We start from the raw sequence: 18,342 nt of genomic DNA, 5'->3' as shown, positions 1-18,342 counted from the left end.
TCATCCTGCAGCCCTCGTGTGATGCGACGTATCCGTGCGCCGGCAGTGCCCGCACTCGGTGTCAGTGGTCACTCGGTGTCAGTGGTCACTCGGTGTCAGTGGTCGTCCGACGCCGACTTCGGCAGCGGGGTCGTCTTCTGCACCTGCATGAGGAACTCGGCGTTGGAGCCGGTCTCCTTGAGCTTCGACAGCAGGAGCTCGATGCCCTGCTGCTGCTCGAGGCCGGACAGCAGACGTCGCAGCTGCCACATGACCTTGCGCTCCTCCGGACGCATGAGGTTCTCCTCACGGCGCGTGCCGGACGAGTTGACGTCGACCGCCGGGAAGATCCGCTTGTCCGACAGGTGACGGGAGAGGCGCAGCTCCATGTTGCCGGTGCCCTTGAACTCCTCGAAGATCACTTCATCCATCTTCGAGCCGGTCTCCACGAGCGCGGTCGCGAGGATCGTGAGCGATCCTCCGCCCTCGATGTTGCGGGCCGCACCGAAGAACTTCTTCGGCGGGTAGAGCGCATTCGCATCGACACCGCCGGACAGGATCCGGCCGGACGCGGGCTGCGCGATGTTGTACGCACGGCCCAAACGCGTGATGTTGTCGAGCAGCACGACGACGTCCTGCCCCATCTCCACGAGGCGCTTCGCACGCTCGATCGCGAGTTCCGCGATCGTCGTGTGATCGTCCGCGGGACGGTCGAAGGTCGAGGCGATGACCTCGCCCTTCACCGCGCGCTGCATGTCCGTCACTTCCTCCGGACGCTCGTCCACGAGCACGACCATGAGGTGGACCTCAGGATTGTTCTCCGCGATCGAGTTGGCGATGTGCTGCATGATCGTCGTCTTGCCGGCCTTGGGCGGTGCGACGATGAGGCCGCGCTGGCCCTTGCCGATCGGTGACACAAGGTCGATGATCCGCGTGGTCACGTTCTTCGCCTGCGTCTCGAGCCGCAGGCGATCCTGCGGGTAGAGGGGCGTGAGCTTCGAGAACTCGACGCGGCGCTTCGCGTCTTCGACCGTGAGGCCGTTGACGGAGTCCAGACGCACCAGGGCGTCGAACTTCTCGCGACGGTTCTGGCGGTCTCCGCCCTCATGCGGCTTGCGGATGGCACCGGTGACGGCGTCGCCCTTGCGCAGGCCGTTCTTCTTCACGAGTCCGGCGGAGACGTACACGTCGTTGGGCCCGGACAGGTATCCGGATGTCCGCAGGAACGCGTAGTTGTCGTGGACGTCGAGGATGCCGCCGACGGGGATCAGGACGTCGTCCGGACGCACCTGGTCGTCATCACGGCCCCGGCGCTTGCGGTCGCGACCGCGCCCCCGGTTCGACCGGTCGTCCTGGTCGAAGCGCGAGTCATTGCGACCCCCGCGGCGATTCTGGTTGTCGCCCCGACCGCCCTGATCGTTGCGGTTCTGGTTGTCGTTGCGATCGTTGCCGCCGTTGCCGCCGTTGCCGCGATCATTGCGTCCGCGGTTGCCGCGGCCGCCCTGGTCGTTGCGACCCTGGTTGTCGTTGCGATCGTTCTGATCGCCGCCACGGTCGTTGCGACCGTGCTGATCGTTGCGACCGCCCTGGTCGCTGCGGTTCTGCTGGTCGTTGCGGCCCTGCTGGTCGTTGCGGCCCTGCTGGTCCCCGCGGTTCTGCTGGTCGTTGCCGCCGTTGCCGCGGTCGTTCCCGCTGCGGTCGCCGCCGTTGTCATCGGAGCGGTTGTCGCCGCGACGGCGACGCGTGCGGCGTCCTCCGTCATCGTGGCGCGCGTCCTGGTCCTGCGAGGAGCCGTCCTGCGAGGAGGAGTCCCGTGCCGAGGAGCCCTCAGCGCGGCTGCCCTCGTCGAAGATCAGGCTGTCGAGCGCCTGCTCCACGGAGGTCTGAGCGGCAGGGGTCTGAGCATCAGGGGTCTGAGCCGCGGGGGCCTGAGCTTCCGGAGAGGTCGATGCCGGAGCATCCGATGTCGAGGCGTCGGAGCCCTGCGACGTCGCAGAGGTGTCCGCAGCTGCGCGTCGCCCCTGGTTCCGTGTGCCCTGGTTCCGTGCGCCCCGCGCCGAACGCGCAGGAGCGGACTGTTCCGCGCTGTCGGCGGCCGACGCCGATGCGTCCGTGCTCGAGGTGGCAGCAGCGGACGAATCCGCTGCGCTCTTGTCTGTGGTGGTCTTGTCTGCAGCCGTCTTGTCTGCGGTCGTCTTGGCGGCAGTCGACTTACCGGCGCCGACCGAGCTGCCTGCATCGGACGATGAACCGCGGGCGGTCTTGATCGCGTCGATGAGGTCACTCTTCCGCAGGCGGCGATAGCCCTTGATCTCCAGGCCGGCTGCGATTTCCTGCAGCTGCGGCAGACGGAGTGCCGTGAGACTTCCCGAACGTGCTGATGTGTCGTTCGCGGTGGTTTCGGTCACGAAGGTTTCCTTCTCCGTTCGGCTGTGCGTGAGAAATGCGTAGAGAACGCCGGATGCACAGCGTTGGATGGCACCTGTGGTGCATGTGGTGAAGACGCAGGCCGAATACGACCGAGGGCGTCATGAAATGTTCCGAAGAATGGACCCGAACGGCCTCGATGCTCGAAAGCGTGAGGCGGACCGGCGACCGGAACACCTTCACTGTACATGTCACAGCGGTCGTGCGCGAATCGCGCCACCCTGTTTCCCGGAATCGGATCCAGCGGATCCCAATGACAATCCGCGGCGTATCCGCCGCAGATTCCGGGCAGTCGGACCGGTGCCGTCCTCAGGCTGACATGGGTCGCAGCGAGAGCGTCGTCGCGCCGTTCTCAGCGATCTGCGGCTGGAGGACGCGCGCGTCGTCTCCGGCCAGCACTGCGGACACGCGGTCAGCGAGATCCTCACCGGTTCCCAGCACCAGCACCGTCGGCCCGGCACCGGAGACGACCGCGGCGAGGCCGGCCGCGCGCAGCGCGTCGACCCGCTCGAGGGATGCGAGCATCGCGGGCCTGCGGAACTCCTGGTGCAGACGGTCGACTGTCCCCTCGAGCAGCAGCGACGGATCGTGGCAGATCGCATGGACGAAGAGTCCCGCGACAGCAGAGTTCGCCGCGGCGTCCGCATGGGGCACGGTCCGCGGGAGCAGCTCACGGGCGACATCCGTGCCCAGCCGCTCATCGGGCACCACGACGACCGCACGGACCTCGGGGTGCACGGGCAGCGAGATCGACGATGCGCGATCCGACTCCGGGTACCAGCTCACCGTGACTCCGCCGAAGAGCGCCGGCGCGGCGTTGTCCGGATGGCCCTCGAAGTGCGTCGCCCACGCGAGCTTCTCTGCAGCAGTGGGCTCCGGGAGTCCCGCTGCGACGCTCGCGGCGTCCGCGATGGAGAGGCCCGCGACGACCGCGGCGGCCGACGACCCCATGCCGCGCGACTGCGGGATCGCGTTCTCGCACTCGAGGACGAGGCGCTCTCCCCCGGCGACTTCCCGTGCTGCGAGGATCTGCTCGGCGACGCGGAGGATGAGGTGGTCGCCGGTGCGCGGCAGGAAGTCCGCCCCCTCCCCCGTGATGACGGCACGGGAATCGTGCGGGACCTCGGTGTCGGACAGACGGGCGCGCACGGTGTCAGCGACCCCCAGCGCCAGCCCGAACGAGTCGTAGCCGGCGCCCAGGTTCGCAGACGTCGCCGGTGCGGTGACCTCGACGGAGAACCCCGCGGGGATCCGGATTCCGCTCATGCGTCCTCGAGCCCCAGTTCGCGAGCGGCGCTCACCGCGTCGACCGGCACCCGGGTGGGGGTGACGGCTGAGCCGTCCGCCGCTTGGAGCGCCCACTGGGGATCCTTGAGTCCGTGACCCGTCACGGTCACGGAGATGACGGCGCCCGACGGGACCAGACCGGCCTCGGCGGACTTGAGCAGACCTGCGACCGACGCGGCGGAGCCGGGTTCGACGAAGATGCCCTCGGTCGACGACAGCAGTCGATGCGCGGCGAGGATCTCCTCGTCCGTCACGGATTCGATCCGACCGCCGGACTCGTCGCGCGCAGCGATCGCCTGGTCCCACGAGGCCGGGTTGCCGATGCGGATAGCGGTCGCGATCGTCTCCGGCTCATCCACGGGATGGCCGAGCACCAGCGGTGCGGCACCGGCCGCCTGGAAGCCCCACATCACGGGAGTCGACTGCGCGAGGCCCTTCCGGGCGTACTCGCTGTAGCCCTTCCAGTACGCCGTGATGTTCCCGGCGTTGCCCACCGGCAGCACGTGGATGTCGGGCGCACGCCCCAGTGCGTCGACGATCTCGAACGAGGCCGTCTTCTGCCCCTCGATGCGATCCGGGTTCACGGAGTTCACGAGGTCCACGGGATAGGCCTCGGACAGCTTGCGGCACAGGGTGAGGCAGTCATCGAAGTTGCCGTCGACCTCCAGCAGCTGTGCGCCGTGGGCGACCGCCTGGCTCATCTTCCCCATCGCGATCTTGCCCGCGGGGACGAGCACGGCGGACGTGAGTCCCGCCTTCGTCGCGTAGGCGGCAGCAGAGGCGGAGGTGTTCCCCGTCGACGCGCAGATGACGGCCTTCGCACCACGCGCCTTCGCCTTCGTGATCGCCATCGTCATGCCGCGGTCCTTGAAGGACGCGGTGGGGTTCATCCCCTCGTACTTCACGTGGACCTCGGCCCCGACGCGCTCCGACAGGCCCTCCGCATGGATGAGCGGCGTGCCGCCCTCCCCCAGCGTCACGGCGGGGACCTCTGCCCCGACGTCGAGGAGATCGCGGTACTCGTTGATGACTCCGCGCCACTGGGGACGATGTGCTGCTGTCATGACTGTGTGCTTCTCCCTGGTGTTCATGGTGCTCTTCACAGTGCCTCAGGCACCCTCGATGCGGAGTACCGACTTGACCGACTCGACGACGTCCGAGGCCGCGAGGGAATCGACCGTCGCCGCGAGTGCGGATTCGACGGCGGAATGCGTCGCGATGACCAGCTTGGCACGCGGCGATGCATCTTCGTCCTCCGACTCCAGACGGGTCTGCTGGACGAGCTCGATCGACACGCCCTCGGCGGCGACGATCTCCGCGACGCGCAGCAGCACGCCCGGACGGTCGTGGACCTCGAGCGTCATCTGATAGCGGGTCGTGATGCGTGCGACCGGGAGGATGTCTCCGCTCTCGCGCACCTGCTGCGCGATCTGCCCGCGGCCGCCCAGGACGCGGCGCCGCGCGACGGACACGAGGTCGCCCATGACGGCGGACGACGTGGGCGCGCCGCCTGCGCCCTGCCCGTAGAACATGAGCGAGCCGGCGTTCTCGGCCTCGACGAAGACCGCGTTGAAGGCGCCGGACACGGAGGCGAGCGGATGGTCGTCGCGGATCAGGGCCGGGTAGACGCGAGCCGACACGCTCTCCGTGCCGTCGGCGTTGTCGATGCGCTCGCAGATCGCGAGCAGCTTGATCGTGAAGCCCTGTGCCGCGGCGGTCTCGATCATGTCCGCGCTCACCGACGAGATGCCCTCGACGTGGACGTCGTCCATGGCCACCGGGACCTGGAATGCGAGCGAGGCGATGATCGCCGCCTTCGCTGCGGCATCGAGACCCTCGACGTCCGCCGTCGGGTCGGCCTCCGCGTACCCCAGTTCCTGCGCGGTCGCGAGCGCCGCGTCGAAGTCCCACCCCTCCTTGGACATCTGGTCGAGGATGTAGTTCGTCGTCCCGTTGACGATCCCCATGACGCGCTCGATCCGGTCGCCGGCGAGCGACACGGACAGCGGACGGACGATCGGGATCGCTCCTGCGACGGCCGCTTCGTACTCGATGCGTACGCCGGCATCCTCCGCCGCGGTGATGAGCTCCGGGAAGTGCTGTGCGAGCAGCGCCTTGTTCGCGGTAACGACGCTGGCACCCGATGCGAGCGCGTCGAGGATGTGGGTGCGGGCGGGTTCGATGCCGCCCATCAGCTCGACGACGATGTCCGCTCCGGCGACCACCGCCTCGGCGTCGGTCGTGACCAGCTCGCGCGGGATGCCGTCCCGCTCCTTCGTCGTGTCCCGGACCAGGACACCCGTCAGTTCGAGCCGCGCGCCCACGCGCGCGGCCAGCGCGTCGCTCCGCGTGAGGAGGGTCCGCGCGACCTCCGCGCCGACGACTCCTCCGCCCAGCAGGGCGACAGTGAGCTTCTCCATGGGGGTCCTCTCAGGCATCGGCGATCGGACCGCAGTCACGGCCCAGCAGATCGTCGTGGGTTTCAGGTCGGATGATCCAGTCCGCGCGACCGGCGCTGACGGCCAGCACGCCGGGTCGCGGCATGAGGTTGTAGTTCGACGACAGCGGCTGGCAGTACGCACCGGTGCCGGGGACGGCGACCAGGTCTCCTGCACGCACGTCCGCGGGCAGGTACTCGTCCCGCACCACGATGTCCCCGCTCTCGCAGTGGCTGCCCACGACCCGGACGACCGTGGGATCCCCGTCGGACGACCTCGACGCGAGTGTGCACGAGTAGTCAGCATCGTAGAGCGCGGTGCGGACATTGTCGCTCATCCCGCCATCGACGGACACATACGTGCGGAGGCCCGTCTCCGTCTCCACCCCCTTGACCGTGCCGACGGAGTAGAGCGTGAAGACCGCCGGACCGACGACGGCGCGGCCCGGTTCGAAGGAGACGACGGGGAGGTCCGTGCCCTCGTCGGCGCACGTCTTCGCGACGGCCTCGGCCAGCTGGGCGGCCATGTCGGAGATCGGCGGAGGCGTGTCCTGCGAGGTGTAGCGCATGCCGAACCCGCCGCCCAGATCGATCTCCGGCAGGATGACGTCGTGATCGCGCTGGATCTCCGCGCGCAGCGAGACGATCCGCCGCGCGGCGACCTCGAAGCCTGCGCGGTCGAAGATCTGCGATCCGATGTGGCTGTGGAGGCCGATGAGATCGAGGTGGGGCGAAGCGAGGGTCCGGTCCGCCGCTGCGCGCGCAGCACCGGACTGGAGCGACAGACCGAACTTCTGGTCCTCGTGCGCGGTCGCGATGAAGTCGTGCGTGTGCGCCTCCACGCCCACGGTGACGCGGATCATCACCGGTGCGCGGACGCCGCGTGCGGCCGCGGCGGCTTCGATGCGGTCGATCTCGTCGAGCGAGTCGACGACGATGCGGGCGATCCCCCAGTCCAGCGCGTAGGCGAGCTCCGCATCGGACTTGTTGTTGCCGTGGAGTCCGACCACGGCCGGGTCGACTCCGGCGCGGCGCGCGGTCATGAGCTCGCCGAGCGAGCAGGTATCGATCCCCATGCCCTCGGCCGCCACCCACTGGGCGATCGCGGAGGTGAGCAGCGCCTTGCCGGCGTAGTACACGCGGGCCCGGGTGCCCACCGCTTCGAACGACTGCGCGAACGCGTCGGCGAAGCCGCGCGCCCGGGACCGCAGGTCCGCGACGTCGAGGACGTAGAGCGGACTGCCGTACGTGCGGGCCAGGTCCGTCACGCGGTGACCGGCGACCGTGAGCACACCGTCCGGGTCCTTGCGCGTATTCGCGGACCACAGGCTGGGCATGAGCGCGTTGACGTCATCCGGGTGCGGCAGCCAGACCGGCGACGGGCCGGCATGGAGGACTCCGGAGATGTGTGCGGGCATTCAGGCTCCTGTCACATGCGCTCGGGGGCACTGACCCCGAGCAGCTCGAGTCCGTTCGACAGCACCTGCGCGGTGGCCCGGTCCAGCACGAGGCGGGATCCGTGCACAGCGCCGGGCTGCTCGTCCGCCAGCGGCGTGACCCGGCACGAGTCGTACCACTTGTGGAACAGGCCGGCGAGCGACTCCAGGTAGCGGGCGATGCGGTGCGGTTCGCGCAACTCGGCCGCCTGTGCGACGACCCTGGGGAAGTCCGCGAGGCCGGCCAGCAGCGCTGCTTCCGTCGCGTGCGAGAGCGTCGACGCGTCGAAGGACGCGGCGTCGATCCCCGCGGCGAGGGCGTTGCGCTCCACGCCGCACGCACGGGCATGGGCGTACTGCACGTAGAAGACCGGGTTGTCGTTGCTCGCGCTGCGCAGGACCTCGGGGTCCAGCGTGAGCGGAGAGTCCGCGGGGATGCGAGCCAGCGAGTACCGCAGGGCATCGCGGCCCAGCCAGCGGACGAGGTCGCGCAGCTCGATGATGTTGCCGGCGCGCTTCGACAGCTTCGCCCCGTTGATCTTGATGAGCTGCCCGATGAGGACCTCGATGTTCGCGTCCGGGTCGTCGCCGGCGGCGGCCGCGATGGCCTTGAGGCGACCGACGTAGCCGTGGTGGTCCGCTCCCAGGAGGTACACCTTCTCCGAGAAGCCGCGGTCCTTCTTGTCGAGGTAGTAGGCGGCGTCCGCGGCGAAGTACGTGGGCGCTCCGTCGCTGCGGATCAGCACCCGGTCCTTGTCGTCGCCGAAGTCGGTGGTCCGCAGCCACACAGCACCGTTCTCGTCGTAGACGTGGCCCTGCTCGCGCAGGCGCTCGACCGCAGAGCCGAGCGCACCCGAATCGTGCAGCGAGGTCTCGGAGAACCAGACGTCGAAGTGCACGTCGAACTCCGTCAGCGTGTCCTTGATGTCCTGCAGCTGGAGGTCGTAGGCGCGCGTGCGGATCTCTTCGCGGGTCGCGTCGTCGCAGGAATCCGCGAGGGCGGGCTGCTCGGCCGCGATCGCCTCCGCCATGTCCGCGATGTACTGGCCCGGGTAGCCGCCCTCCGGGACGTCCCGTCCCTTCATGCGGGCGATCACGGAATCGGCGAAGACGTTCATCTGCGAGCCCGCGTCATTGATGTAGTACTCGCTCGTGACGTCGGCTCCCGCCGCGGACAGGACACGGGCGATGGCGTCGCCCAGAGCCGCCCAGCGCGTGTGGCCCAGGTGCAGCGGACCCGTGGGGTTCGCGGAGACGAACTCCATGTTCACGACGTGGCCCGCCATGGCGGAGCCGCGACCGTAGTCGCGTCCTGCGGCGACGATGTCCTTCGCGAGAGCGCCCGCCGCAGCGGCGGAGAGCGTGATGTTCAGGAAGCCCGGTCCCGCGACGTCGACGGCGTCGATCCCGTCGTGGTCCCGCAGAACGGCCGCGACGCCCTCTGCCAGCTCGCGCGGCGGCATTCCGGCGGTCTTCGCGGTCTGCAGGGCCACGTTGGAGGCCCAGTCGCCGTGGTCGCGATTCTTCGGTCGTTCGACGACGAGGACCGCAGGAGGGACGATGTCCCGTCCGGAGGAAGAGCTGTACGCGTCGAGTGCCGCGGCGATGGCCGTCTTGAGTTCTTCGGGAGTCACCCGCTCAGGATAGTGGGTGCCGCGTGCTCGCGGGCAACCGGAGGTCCTGCGAGCGGATATGTGTGACGTCGTCCACACCGCATCGGGAGACGAGACGTGCACCCGGTGACGATCCTGCACCAGGAGACGATCCGTGAACCGGGTCGACGGACTCACCCCACCGCGGCGGCTCCGAGGACCCTGAGATGGTGATCGGCCTGACCGAACAGGGCGTCGACGGCGAGGATCCGCTTGTGCAGGTGCCCCACGGGCAGCTCGTCCGTCATCCCGACCCCGCCGTGGATCTGGATCGCGGATTCCCCCACCTCCCGTCCGAGTCGGCCGACCTGAGCCTTGAGGACGGCGACATCGCCGGCCGACAGACGGTGCGCCTCAGCCAGCGCTGTGGTGTGCAGGAGGGTGGCCCGGGCCTTCAGATAGGCGATCTTCATGTCCGCGAGGCGGTGGCCCAGAGCCTGCTGGGTGCCGATCGGAACCCCGAACTGCTCCCGGGTGAAGGCGTACTCGGACGTGCGCCGCAGCAGTTCTCCCATGGCACCGACGGCCTCGGCCGACAGGACGACGATCGCCCGATCGAGCGCCTCGCGCACCAGCGGCTCAGCTTCCGCTGCCAGGAGCGTCGCAGGCGCCTCGTCGAAGCGCAGGTGGGCGGCGCTGCGGCCATCGATGGTCGTGAACGGCGTGGCGGTCGCGGCGACGGGGTCCACGAGGAAGAGAGCGAGCTCCCCGTCGAGTCGGGCGGTCACTACAAGTACATCGGCACCGGCTCCGTGGAGCACCATCCGCTTGTCACCGGTCAGCGCATGGCCGCCGTCGGTCCTCTCTGCCCTGGTCGCGATGAGGGACGGGTCAGGAGTGCCGCGGCCCTCTTCGTGCGCGAGTGCGCCGATCGACTCGCCCGCAGCGATCCGCTCGAGGCACGCGCGGGCAGCCGCGGTGGCGGAGGTGCCGGTGCCGGAGGTGGCCGTGCCGATGGTGTCGCCGGAGCCGGCGGTGGCCGCGGTGGTGTCCGCTGCACCAGCGAGGAGTCCGCCTGCCAGGACCACCGAGGCGGTCCACGGCTCTGCGAGCAGGTGGGAACCGAAGATCTCTGCCACGGCGACGAGGTCGACGATGGATCCCCCGAGGCCGCCGGCGTCCTCGGCGAAGGGGATGGCCGTGAGCCCGAGCTCGACGAGCCGCTGCCAGATATCAGGAGACCAGCCGGCGGCCGACGCGACGATGGCCTGGCGCTTCTCGAAGGGATACTCGCGCTTCAGTGCGCGGGTGACGGTGCTGCGGAGCTCGTTCTGCTCCGCGGTGAAGGTGAAGTCCACGATGACCTCCGGTCAGGCTCGCAGGGAGCGAGCGATCAGATCGCGCTGCACCTCGTTGGTGCCGGCGTAAATGGTGGTGGCACGGCTGTTGAGATAGAACGGCATCGCGATCAGCGCGAGGTCGTCGCCGAGTGCCTCTCGGTGAGAGCCGACGCGCAGCGCCTCGCGCTGGTCCGGCATCCCGTCGAGCCCGACGACGCGGGTCATGAGTGCCGAGATGCGCTGGATGAGCTCCGAGCTCATGACCTTGTTCAACGAGGGGTACGCAGGGTCCTCGGCGATCGGGTGTCCGCTGATCGCGAGCTTCTCGAAGTGCTCGCAGGAGGCGACGTCCGCCTCCAGCTCTCCGAGGTCGCGCTGGAAGACCGCATCGTCGGCGAGGGATCCGCCGAAAGGAGACGACGTCGCCGCAGCTGCCACGCGGAGCACGTCGAGCCTGCGACGCATCGAGGGGCTCTGCGCGCTGCCGCCCCGCTCGTGCGTGAGCAGCTGCTTGGCCACGGTCCAGCCGTCGTTCTCTGCACCCACGCGACCGGACTGGGGCACGCGGGCGTCGGTGAAGAAGACCTCGCACTGCTCGGGTGCACCGTCGAGCCCGACGATCGGGCGCACCTCGATGCCCGGGTAGTCCATGCGGTCGAGCAGCAGGAAGGTGATGCCTGCCTGCTTGCGGCCCTCACGGCTCGTCCGCACCAGCATGAACATCCGGTTCGCGTGGTGGGCGTACGTGGTCCAGATCTTGCTGCCTTTGAGGATGTAGTCGTCGCCGTCGGCCACGGCGGAGCAGCTCAGCGAGGCGAGGTCGGATCCGGCTCCGGGTTCGGAGTATCCCTGGGTCCAGTAGTCCTCGCCGGACAGGATCCCCGGCAGGTGCTTCGCCTGCTGCTCGGGGGTGCCGATCTCCATGAGCAGCGGGCCGACCATCTTCAGACCATTCGGCAGCAGCGGCGGAAGCCCCCGCTTCTGGTACTCGTCCGCGAAGACGTACCGCTGCTCGACCGACCAGCCGGGCCCGCCGTGCTCCACCGGCCAGTCGGGTGCCGACCAGCCGCGGGAGTGCAGGATGCGATGCCAGGCCATGACCTGCTCGAACGGGGCGAAGACGCTGGTGGTCTTGCGGCCGGCCTCCAGGATCTCCGGCGTGGGCGCGGTGTCGAGGAATTCAGCGACCTCAGCGCGGAACTCCGCGAGGTCGACCTGCGGCTCGATGTCCATGTCTCAGCCCTTCTTCCGGGTGAAGGCGGCGATCCGGTCCTGCGCGTCCGGGCCGCGCCCTGCGCTCTTCCAGACCTCGTGCTGCAGTCCGGCGTCGAGCGGCATTCCGTCGGTGACGTCGAGCAGCTGCTTGTTCGCGGCATGGCTGAAGGGAGACTGGTCGGCGATCCGGCCGGCCAGCGACTCGATCTCCCGCTCGAAGGCGTCCGAGGCGACGGAGTACTCCGCGAGCCCGATCCGCACGGCCTCCTCCGCATCGATCATGTCCGCTGTGAACATCATCCGCTTCGCGGTGGCGGTGCCGACGCGTCGCGGGAGGCGCTGCGACATGCCCCAGACCGGGGTCAGCGCCCACCTGGCGTGGGTGTCCCCGAATCTGGCGTCCTCTGCCGCGATGATGAAGTCCGCCGCGAGCGCGACTTCGAGGGCTCCGGTGTAGCAGTGGCCGTGCACGGCAGCGATGACCGGCTGGGGCAGGCTCTCGAGCATGCGCAGGGTCTCACTGTGCCACCCCCGGGACGGCACTGCCTCCCCCGCACCGATGTCCTCGAGGTCGTGGCCCGCTGAGAAGCAGCGCCCCGCACCCCGGACGACGACGCAGCGGATCGCCTCGTCCTCCCGCAGCGCCTCGATGTGCTCGCGCAGCCGTGCGAACAGCGTCACCGTGAGTGCGTTGAGCTTCTCGGGACGGTTCAGAGTCAGCATCGCCCACCCGTCGTGGTCGGTGCGGATCACCAGGTCGCCCATGGGCGCCTCCTAGGATGTGGTGCCGGCACGGGTGCGGGCGATGCGAAGCAGCTCTGCTCAGCAGTCCCGGTCGACGACGTGCGGCTTACGGTTCGATGACGATCGAAGAGGTTGACGATCGAAGAAGTTCCGGCGGCGGTTCTGCGGCCGCCGATTGCGAGCCTATCAAACGACCGTTCAATGTCCGGCGATGTCGGAACGCCCCGGGTGACGTGAGCCTGCGACCCACCCCGGCCATGCGGTTCTGACGTGAAGAAGACCCCGGTCAGGAGCTGTGATGGCTGCTGACCGGGGTCTTGATCCGTGCCCGCGACAGGATTCGAACCTACGACCTTCTGCTCCGGAGGCAGACGCTCTATCCACTGAGCTACGCGGGCGGGCGACACCCCACACTAACACCGGTGGGGCGTCGAATCACAACTGGTGAGGCGCGTCGGGACCCGAGGCCCCGAACGCTCAGGCGCCCTTGATGTCCTTGCGCGCCGGCACGTACTCCCAGTGCCAGGGCTCGTACTTGCTGGCCTTGGCCCAGTCCGGGTTCTCCCAGCCGAACTCCGCACCGTGCTCCACGAGCCAGTCGTACTGCTGACCGGATGCGGTGGCGGCACCGCCGCCGAAGTCGATCGCGATGCCCCAGCCGTGCAGCGACGTCCCGGGACGCGCGGCCAGACCGGGCTTGCGGCCCGCCACGGAGATCTGCGAGTCGAGGGACCGGTAGGTATCGGTGAGCTCCATCTCCTCACCCGTCTCCTCCTTGTACGCCGCATTCATCTTCGCGAACGAGATCGCCGCGTCAGCGCGCAGCTTGTGGTCGCCGATGCCCAGGTCGCACAACCAGGATTCCGGCAGCTCTCCGTTGCCCGCGTCCCCGAAGTCCGCGTCCTCGGAGCAGCCGGGGAGGACGGTCTTCGTGATGGAGCGGCCGGCGGCCTGAGCCTTGCCGCCCTCTGCGCTGGGAGCCGCTCCGGAGGTGGTGCGGCCCGTGGCCGCGTCCGCGTCATCGCCGACATCGGCGGAGACGGCCTCCGACCCGAGTGCGCTGAGGACCGGAGCATCGTCGTTCGGCTCCGCCGCCTGCGCCTGACCGGCACCGTTGCCGGAGATGAGGACGACGGCCGCCGCGGCACCCGCGACCGACACGCCCGTGAGAGCAGTCGTCGCCACAGCACGGCGGCGGCGCATGCCGCGGACGATCGAACCGTCGGACCCGCGGAACGCGACTGCACTGGCGCCCACCTGCGTGCGCACGGGCGCGGGCTGCGGAGCGGGAGTCGGTTCGCTGCGACGCGTCATCCGGCGCGACGAGCGTCGATCGTTCTCTTCAGCCATGCGACGTTCGCGGCGGCTGGTGAAGACCCGCTCGGCAGACTGCTCGGACATTCATCACTCCAGAAAGATTCGGAACTGAACCCGGGTCTCACGCACCGGGCCCCTTCAACGTGTCACAACACTATAACGACAACGTTACAAAGGAGTCCAATCGATATATATGACCTGGTCAGAAGCGTGTCGCGGTGATCACGACTCTGGCAGGACAACCGCGCCGCTGACCGCTCGGATGCCTGCCCGACCAGCGTCGAAGCGCGTCACGACGCGGAACCCACCGCTCACAGACCGCGCTGGACATCATCACGAACCGGACTGCCGCGCGTTCCTCTGCATGGCGTCGTCGACCTCGCCCACAAGCTCCTCGAGGACGTCCTCGAGGAAGATCACTCCGACGGTCTCGCCCGCGCGATCGAGCACGCGTGCGACGTGGCTGCCGGCGTCCTGCATCTCCTGCAGCGCGTCCTCGATCTCCGCATCCGCGGTCACCGAAGTCATCGACCGGAACCTCCGGTCCTGGACGGGCGCGCGATAGTCCTGCTCATTGTCCGCGTAGAGCAGATCCTTGATGTGGAGGTAGGAGTCCGGTCTGCCGCTGTCGTCGGTGACGATGAAGCGGGAGAAGCCGGTCCTCCCGATGAGGCTCTCGATCTGCTCCGGGGTCGCGGTCGGCTCGATCGTCACGAGGTCATCGCGCGAGACCATGACCTCGTCGACCGTCTTGTCCGAGAATTCGAGTGCGCCCTTCAGCAGGCCGGACTCGTCCTCCAGCAGCCCCTCGCGGTGCGATTCCGCCACGATCGACTGGACCTCCTCCACGGTGTAGGACGCATTCACCTCATCGCGGGGTTCGACCCCCAGACGGTGGAGCACCCAGTTCGCGAACGAGTTCATGGGATGGATGACGAACCTCAGCATGCGTCCCAGGAACACGAGCGGCGGAGCGAGGAGCATCGCCGCCTGCTGCGACGTCGCGATCGCGATGTTCTTCGGGATCATCTCCCCCACGACGACGTGCAGGTACGTGACGATGGACAGGGCCAGGACGAAGGAGATGACGCCGGACAGCGACGCCGGGACGCCCAGCGCGCTGAGCGGCCCCACCAGGAGGTGATGGATCGCGGGTTCGGCGATGTTGCCGATGAGCAGCGAGCACACCGTGATGCCCAGCTGGCACACGGCCAGCATGAGCGACACGTGCTCCATCGCGTAGAGCGTCGTCTTGGCGGCCTTGCGCCCCTCGTCCGCGTACGGTTCGATCTGGGAGCGCTTCGCCGCCATGACGGCGAACTCCGCGGCGACGAAGAACGCGTTCGCCAGCAGCAGGAGGACCAGCCAGACGAGTCCCATCCAGTCGCTCATCGCTCCTCACCCCTCTCTGCATCCGGGGACCCGGAGCCGACGGCGGCACGCCCTCGGACGCGGTCGTGGACGAGGTAGTCGGGGATGAGGCGCAGGCGCTCGACGCGCCTGCCGTGCATGCGCTCGACGACGATGCGCGCACCGTCGATCCGCACCTCGTCACCGTCTTCGGGAATCCGCCCCAGCTCGAGCATCATGAAGCCCGCCACCGTTTCGTAGTCGGGGTCCTCGGGGACCTCGAGGCCCACGACGGACGTGACCTCGTCCGGGCGGAGGCGCCCGGGCACGATCCAGGTGCCGTCACGGGCGGGGCGCACCGTCACGCGCAGGCGGTCATGCTCGTCGGCGACCTCGCCGACCAATTCTTCGACGGCGTCCTCGAGCGTGGCGACGCCGGCGGTGCCGCCGTACTCGTCCACCACCACGACCATCTGGGTCGACCGCGAGCGCAGTCGCAGGAGCAGACGATCGAGCGGCAGCGTCTCGGGAACCTGCGCCACCTCGGTCATGAGGCCTCCGGCGTAGGCGTCCTGCCGGTTGTCCAGGGGGACTGACAGTGCGGACTTGATGTGGACGACTCCCACGATGTCATCGAGCGACTCCCCCACCACCGGGAAGCGCGAGTAGCCGGTGCGGCGTGCGACATCGACGATGTCTGCGGCGGTCGAGTCCTTCGTGACGCTGACCATGCGGGTCCGCGGTGTCATGACGTCCTCGGCGGTGCGCTGGGAGAAGCTCAGGGTCCGCTCGAGCAGATCAGCGGTCTGCTCGGCCATCTTCCCCTCGTCCGCGGAATGGCGGACCAGCGCAGTCAGCTCTTCCGGCGAGCGACCGGCGGCTCCCTCCTCCTGCGGCTCGATCCCCATGGAGATGAGGGCCCTGTTCGCCGTCCCGTTGAGGACGGCGATGATCGGCTTGAACACGATCGAGAAGACGTACTGGAAGGGCACCGCGATCCGGGCGGCGTGCATCGGCGCCGCGATCGCGAGGTTCTTGGGCACGAGCTCGCCGATCACCATCGACAGGATCGTCGACAGCACGAGTGCGAAGCCCAGCGCGATGCCGGCGGCGAGCGACTGCGGCAGTCCGAGAGTCTCCAGGAGCGGAGCGACCAGTGCGCCGACGGACGGCTCCATGAGGTAACCGGTCATGAGCGCGGTGATCGTGATGCCCACCTGCGCCGCTGACAGCTGCGTCGAGAGCTGCTTCGTCGCCTTCTGGATCGTGCCGGAGAAGCGGGCCCCCTTCGCCACGGCGTCATCGACGGTGTGCTTGTCGAGCGTGAGGAGGGAGAATTCGGCGGCGACGAAGAATCCGTTGCCGACGATCATGAGGAGGGCGAGCAGGAGGAGTAACCACTCCATGTCAGACGATCACTCCCCGGAAGGATGCACGGCGACCGACGGTCGGCGGGGAGGTCAGGACGGGGATGCCGGCTTCACGCCGGCACGGACTGTCACTCGTCATGGAGAAGATCCTATACCGGGAACCGGCCCGGCACCGACGCAGGAGCCCCGCCTGCTCAAGTTCACAGGCGGGGCTGAGGCTACGACCATCAGCGGGAGGTCACCAACCGCCCGCCACGGGGCGGCCCTCCTCATAGCCCGCCGCGGACTGCACTCCCACGACCGCCTTCTCAGAGAACTCCTCGAGCGTGCGCGCGCCCGCGTACGTGCACGATGAACGGACACCGGAGGTGATCTCGTCCAGCAGGTCCTCGATGCCGGGCCGCTGCGGGTCGACCGGCATCCGTCCGGAGGAGATCCCCTCCTCGAAGAGACCCTTCCTAGCACGGTCGAACGCCGATTCCGTCCGCGTCCGCGCCGCCACCGCACGGGCGCTGGCCATGCCGAAGCTCTCCTTGTACGCCTTCCCATCGGAGTCGACGAGCAGGTCGCCGGGGCTCTCGTAGGTGCCGGCGAACCACGAGCCCACCATCACCTGGGACGCACCGGCCGCCAGCGCCAGGGCGACGTCGCGGGGGTAGCGCACGCCGCCGTCGGCCCACACATGGGCGCCCAGCTCGCGCGCCTTCTGAGCGGTGTCGAGGACTGCGGAGAACTGCGGACGCCCCACCGCCGTCATCATCCGCGTCGTGCACATCGCTCCGGGGCCCACGCCCACCTTGACGATCGAGGCGCCCGCCTCGACCAGGTCCTCGACGCCCTCCGCCGTGACGACGTTCCCCGCGACGATCGGGACGTCGAGTCCCGCAGAGGACACGGACTCGAGGACGTCGATCATCTTCTCCTGGTGACCGTGGGCGGTGTCGAGGACGAGCACGTCCGCACCGGCCTCCACGAGCGCCTCAGCACGACCGCGGGCGTCTCCGTTCACACCCACGGCCGCGGCGATCCGCAGGCGGCCGTCAGCATCGAGCGCCGGCGAGTAGATGGAGGTCCGCAGGAGCGACTGCGGGGTGAGCGCTCCGATCAGGCGGCCGTCGTCCAGAACCGGGACGAACGTCGACCGCTGCCGCGCGAACTCCTCGTACAGATCGGCCAGCAGAGCGCGGGAGGGCAGCGCGACCCGATCCGTGCCAGCGGGGCCGGCCGGGGCCTCGGCGGCGGAAGCCACTGTGTCGGCCCGCGAGGCGAGGTCAGCGACATCGACGGTGTGGACGTCCTCATCCAGAAGCTCCGACATGCGGGTGAACCGATCCACGGCGTCGAGCTGGTCCGCGGTCACGACCCCGAGCAGGCGCCGGTCGTCAGCGACGACGGCGACGGCGCCGTGGGCGCGTCGGTGCACCAGGTGGAGCGCCTCGAGGACCGTGTCATCCGGTCCCATCCTGATGGGGGTCTCCAGCAGCGGATGCCGGTCCTTCACCCAGCCGATCGTCTCCGAGGCCGCATCGAGCGGGATGTCCTGCGGCAGCACGGCGAGACCGCCGCGGCGCGCCATCGTCTCCGCCATGCGGCGGCCCGACACCGCCGTCATGTTGGCAGCGACGACGGGGATCGTCGTGCCGGTGCCGTCGGCGGATCCGAGCGACACGTCGAAGCGGCTGGCAGCGGCGGACCGCGACGGAACCAGGAAGACGTCGGAGTAGGTGAGGTCATGACGGGGAGATTCGGTGATGAATCGCATAGATGCATTGTCCCCCATCACCCGCGTTCCGGCGGCACTGCCTATAGACTGCTGGGCACAGTCTTATCTCCCTAGCGTGGAAGAGG

Annotated in this window: 13 protein-coding genes and 1 tRNA gene; all 14 read right to left on the bottom strand. The window is 68.9% G+C overall.

The genetic code is table 11. The annotated features are described in order from the left end of the window. Nucleotides 1-95: 95 nt before the first annotated feature. The 14 genes from rho to FM105_RS12280 all read right to left on the bottom strand — a co-directional run bounded on the left by rho (nt 96) and on the right by FM105_RS12280 (nt 18,256). Nucleotides 96-2,387, bottom strand: coding sequence for a transcription termination factor Rho (gene rho / locus FM105_RS12345; RefSeq protein WP_087008677.1), 2,292 nt, complete (start codon nt 2,385-2,387; stop codon nt 96-98). A 328-nt stretch (nt 2,388-2,715) separates the two neighbouring features. Further along, entirely contained in the window at nt 2,716-3,672 is a 957-nt protein-coding gene (thrB, locus tag FM105_RS12340) for a homoserine kinase (protein WP_256970385.1), read from the bottom strand. Continuing rightward, complete coding sequence (gene thrC / locus FM105_RS12335; RefSeq protein WP_087008724.1) at nt 3,669-4,757, bottom strand: threonine synthase; 1,089 nt, start codon at nt 4,755-4,757, stop codon at nt 3,669-3,671. The genes thrB and thrC overlap by 4 nt, the downstream gene beginning before the upstream one ends. Before the next feature lie 45 nt (nt 4,758-4,802). Next, complete coding sequence (locus FM105_RS12330) at nt 4,803-6,113, bottom strand: homoserine dehydrogenase (RefSeq protein WP_087008675.1); 1,311 nt, start codon at nt 6,111-6,113, stop codon at nt 4,803-4,805. Between the two features lie 10 nt (nt 6,114-6,123). Beyond that, nucleotides 6,124-7,548: a diaminopimelate decarboxylase gene (gene lysA, locus FM105_RS12325; protein ID WP_087008673.1), complete on the bottom strand. Its 1,425-nt coding sequence runs from the start codon at nt 7,546-7,548 to the stop codon at nt 6,124-6,126. Nucleotides 7,549-7,559: 11 nt separating this feature from the next. Next, a complete protein-coding gene (argS, locus tag FM105_RS12320; RefSeq protein WP_087008671.1) occupies nt 7,560-9,200 on the bottom strand; it encodes an arginine--tRNA ligase in 1,641 nt (546 codons plus the stop codon). A gap of 152 nt (nt 9,201-9,352) precedes the next feature. Next, a complete protein-coding gene (locus tag FM105_RS12315; protein ID WP_087008669.1) occupies nt 9,353-10,516 on the bottom strand; it encodes an acyl-CoA dehydrogenase family protein in 1,164 nt (387 codons plus the stop codon). Between the two features lie 12 nt (nt 10,517-10,528). Further along, complete coding sequence (locus tag FM105_RS12310; protein ID WP_087008667.1) at nt 10,529-11,731, bottom strand: acyl-CoA dehydrogenase family protein; 1,203 nt, start codon at nt 11,729-11,731, stop codon at nt 10,529-10,531. A 3-nt stretch (nt 11,732-11,734) separates the two neighbouring features. Beyond that, complete coding sequence (locus tag FM105_RS12305) at nt 11,735-12,478, bottom strand: enoyl-CoA hydratase/isomerase family protein (protein ID WP_087008665.1); 744 nt, start codon at nt 12,476-12,478, stop codon at nt 11,735-11,737. Between the two features lie 304 nt (nt 12,479-12,782). Then, nucleotides 12,783-12,855: transfer RNA gene (locus FM105_RS12300), tRNA-Arg, on the bottom strand. Nucleotides 12,856-12,934: 79 nt separating this feature from the next. Then, entirely contained in the window at nt 12,935-13,858 is a 924-nt protein-coding gene (locus FM105_RS12295) for a M15 family metallopeptidase (protein ID WP_256970384.1), read from the bottom strand. A gap of 249 nt (nt 13,859-14,107) precedes the next feature. Next, entirely contained in the window at nt 14,108-15,166 is a 1,059-nt protein-coding gene (locus tag FM105_RS12290; protein WP_087008663.1) for a hemolysin family protein, read from the bottom strand. Next, entirely contained in the window at nt 15,163-16,530 is a 1,368-nt protein-coding gene (locus tag FM105_RS12285; protein ID WP_087008661.1) for a hemolysin family protein, read from the bottom strand. The genes FM105_RS12290 and FM105_RS12285 overlap by 4 nt, the downstream gene beginning before the upstream one ends. Before the next feature lie 202 nt (nt 16,531-16,732). Next, complete coding sequence (locus FM105_RS12280) at nt 16,733-18,256, bottom strand: GuaB1 family IMP dehydrogenase-related protein (protein ID WP_087008660.1); 1,524 nt, start codon at nt 18,254-18,256, stop codon at nt 16,733-16,735. Between the last annotated feature and the right edge of the window lie 86 nt (nt 18,257-18,342).

Origin of the sequence: Brevibacterium yomogidense (assembly GCF_900163715.1) — a bacterium.
Lineage (GTDB): Bacteria > Actinomycetota > Actinomycetes > Actinomycetales > Brevibacteriaceae > Brevibacterium > Brevibacterium yomogidense_A.
This window is presented reverse-complemented; position numbering and strand designations above follow the sequence as displayed.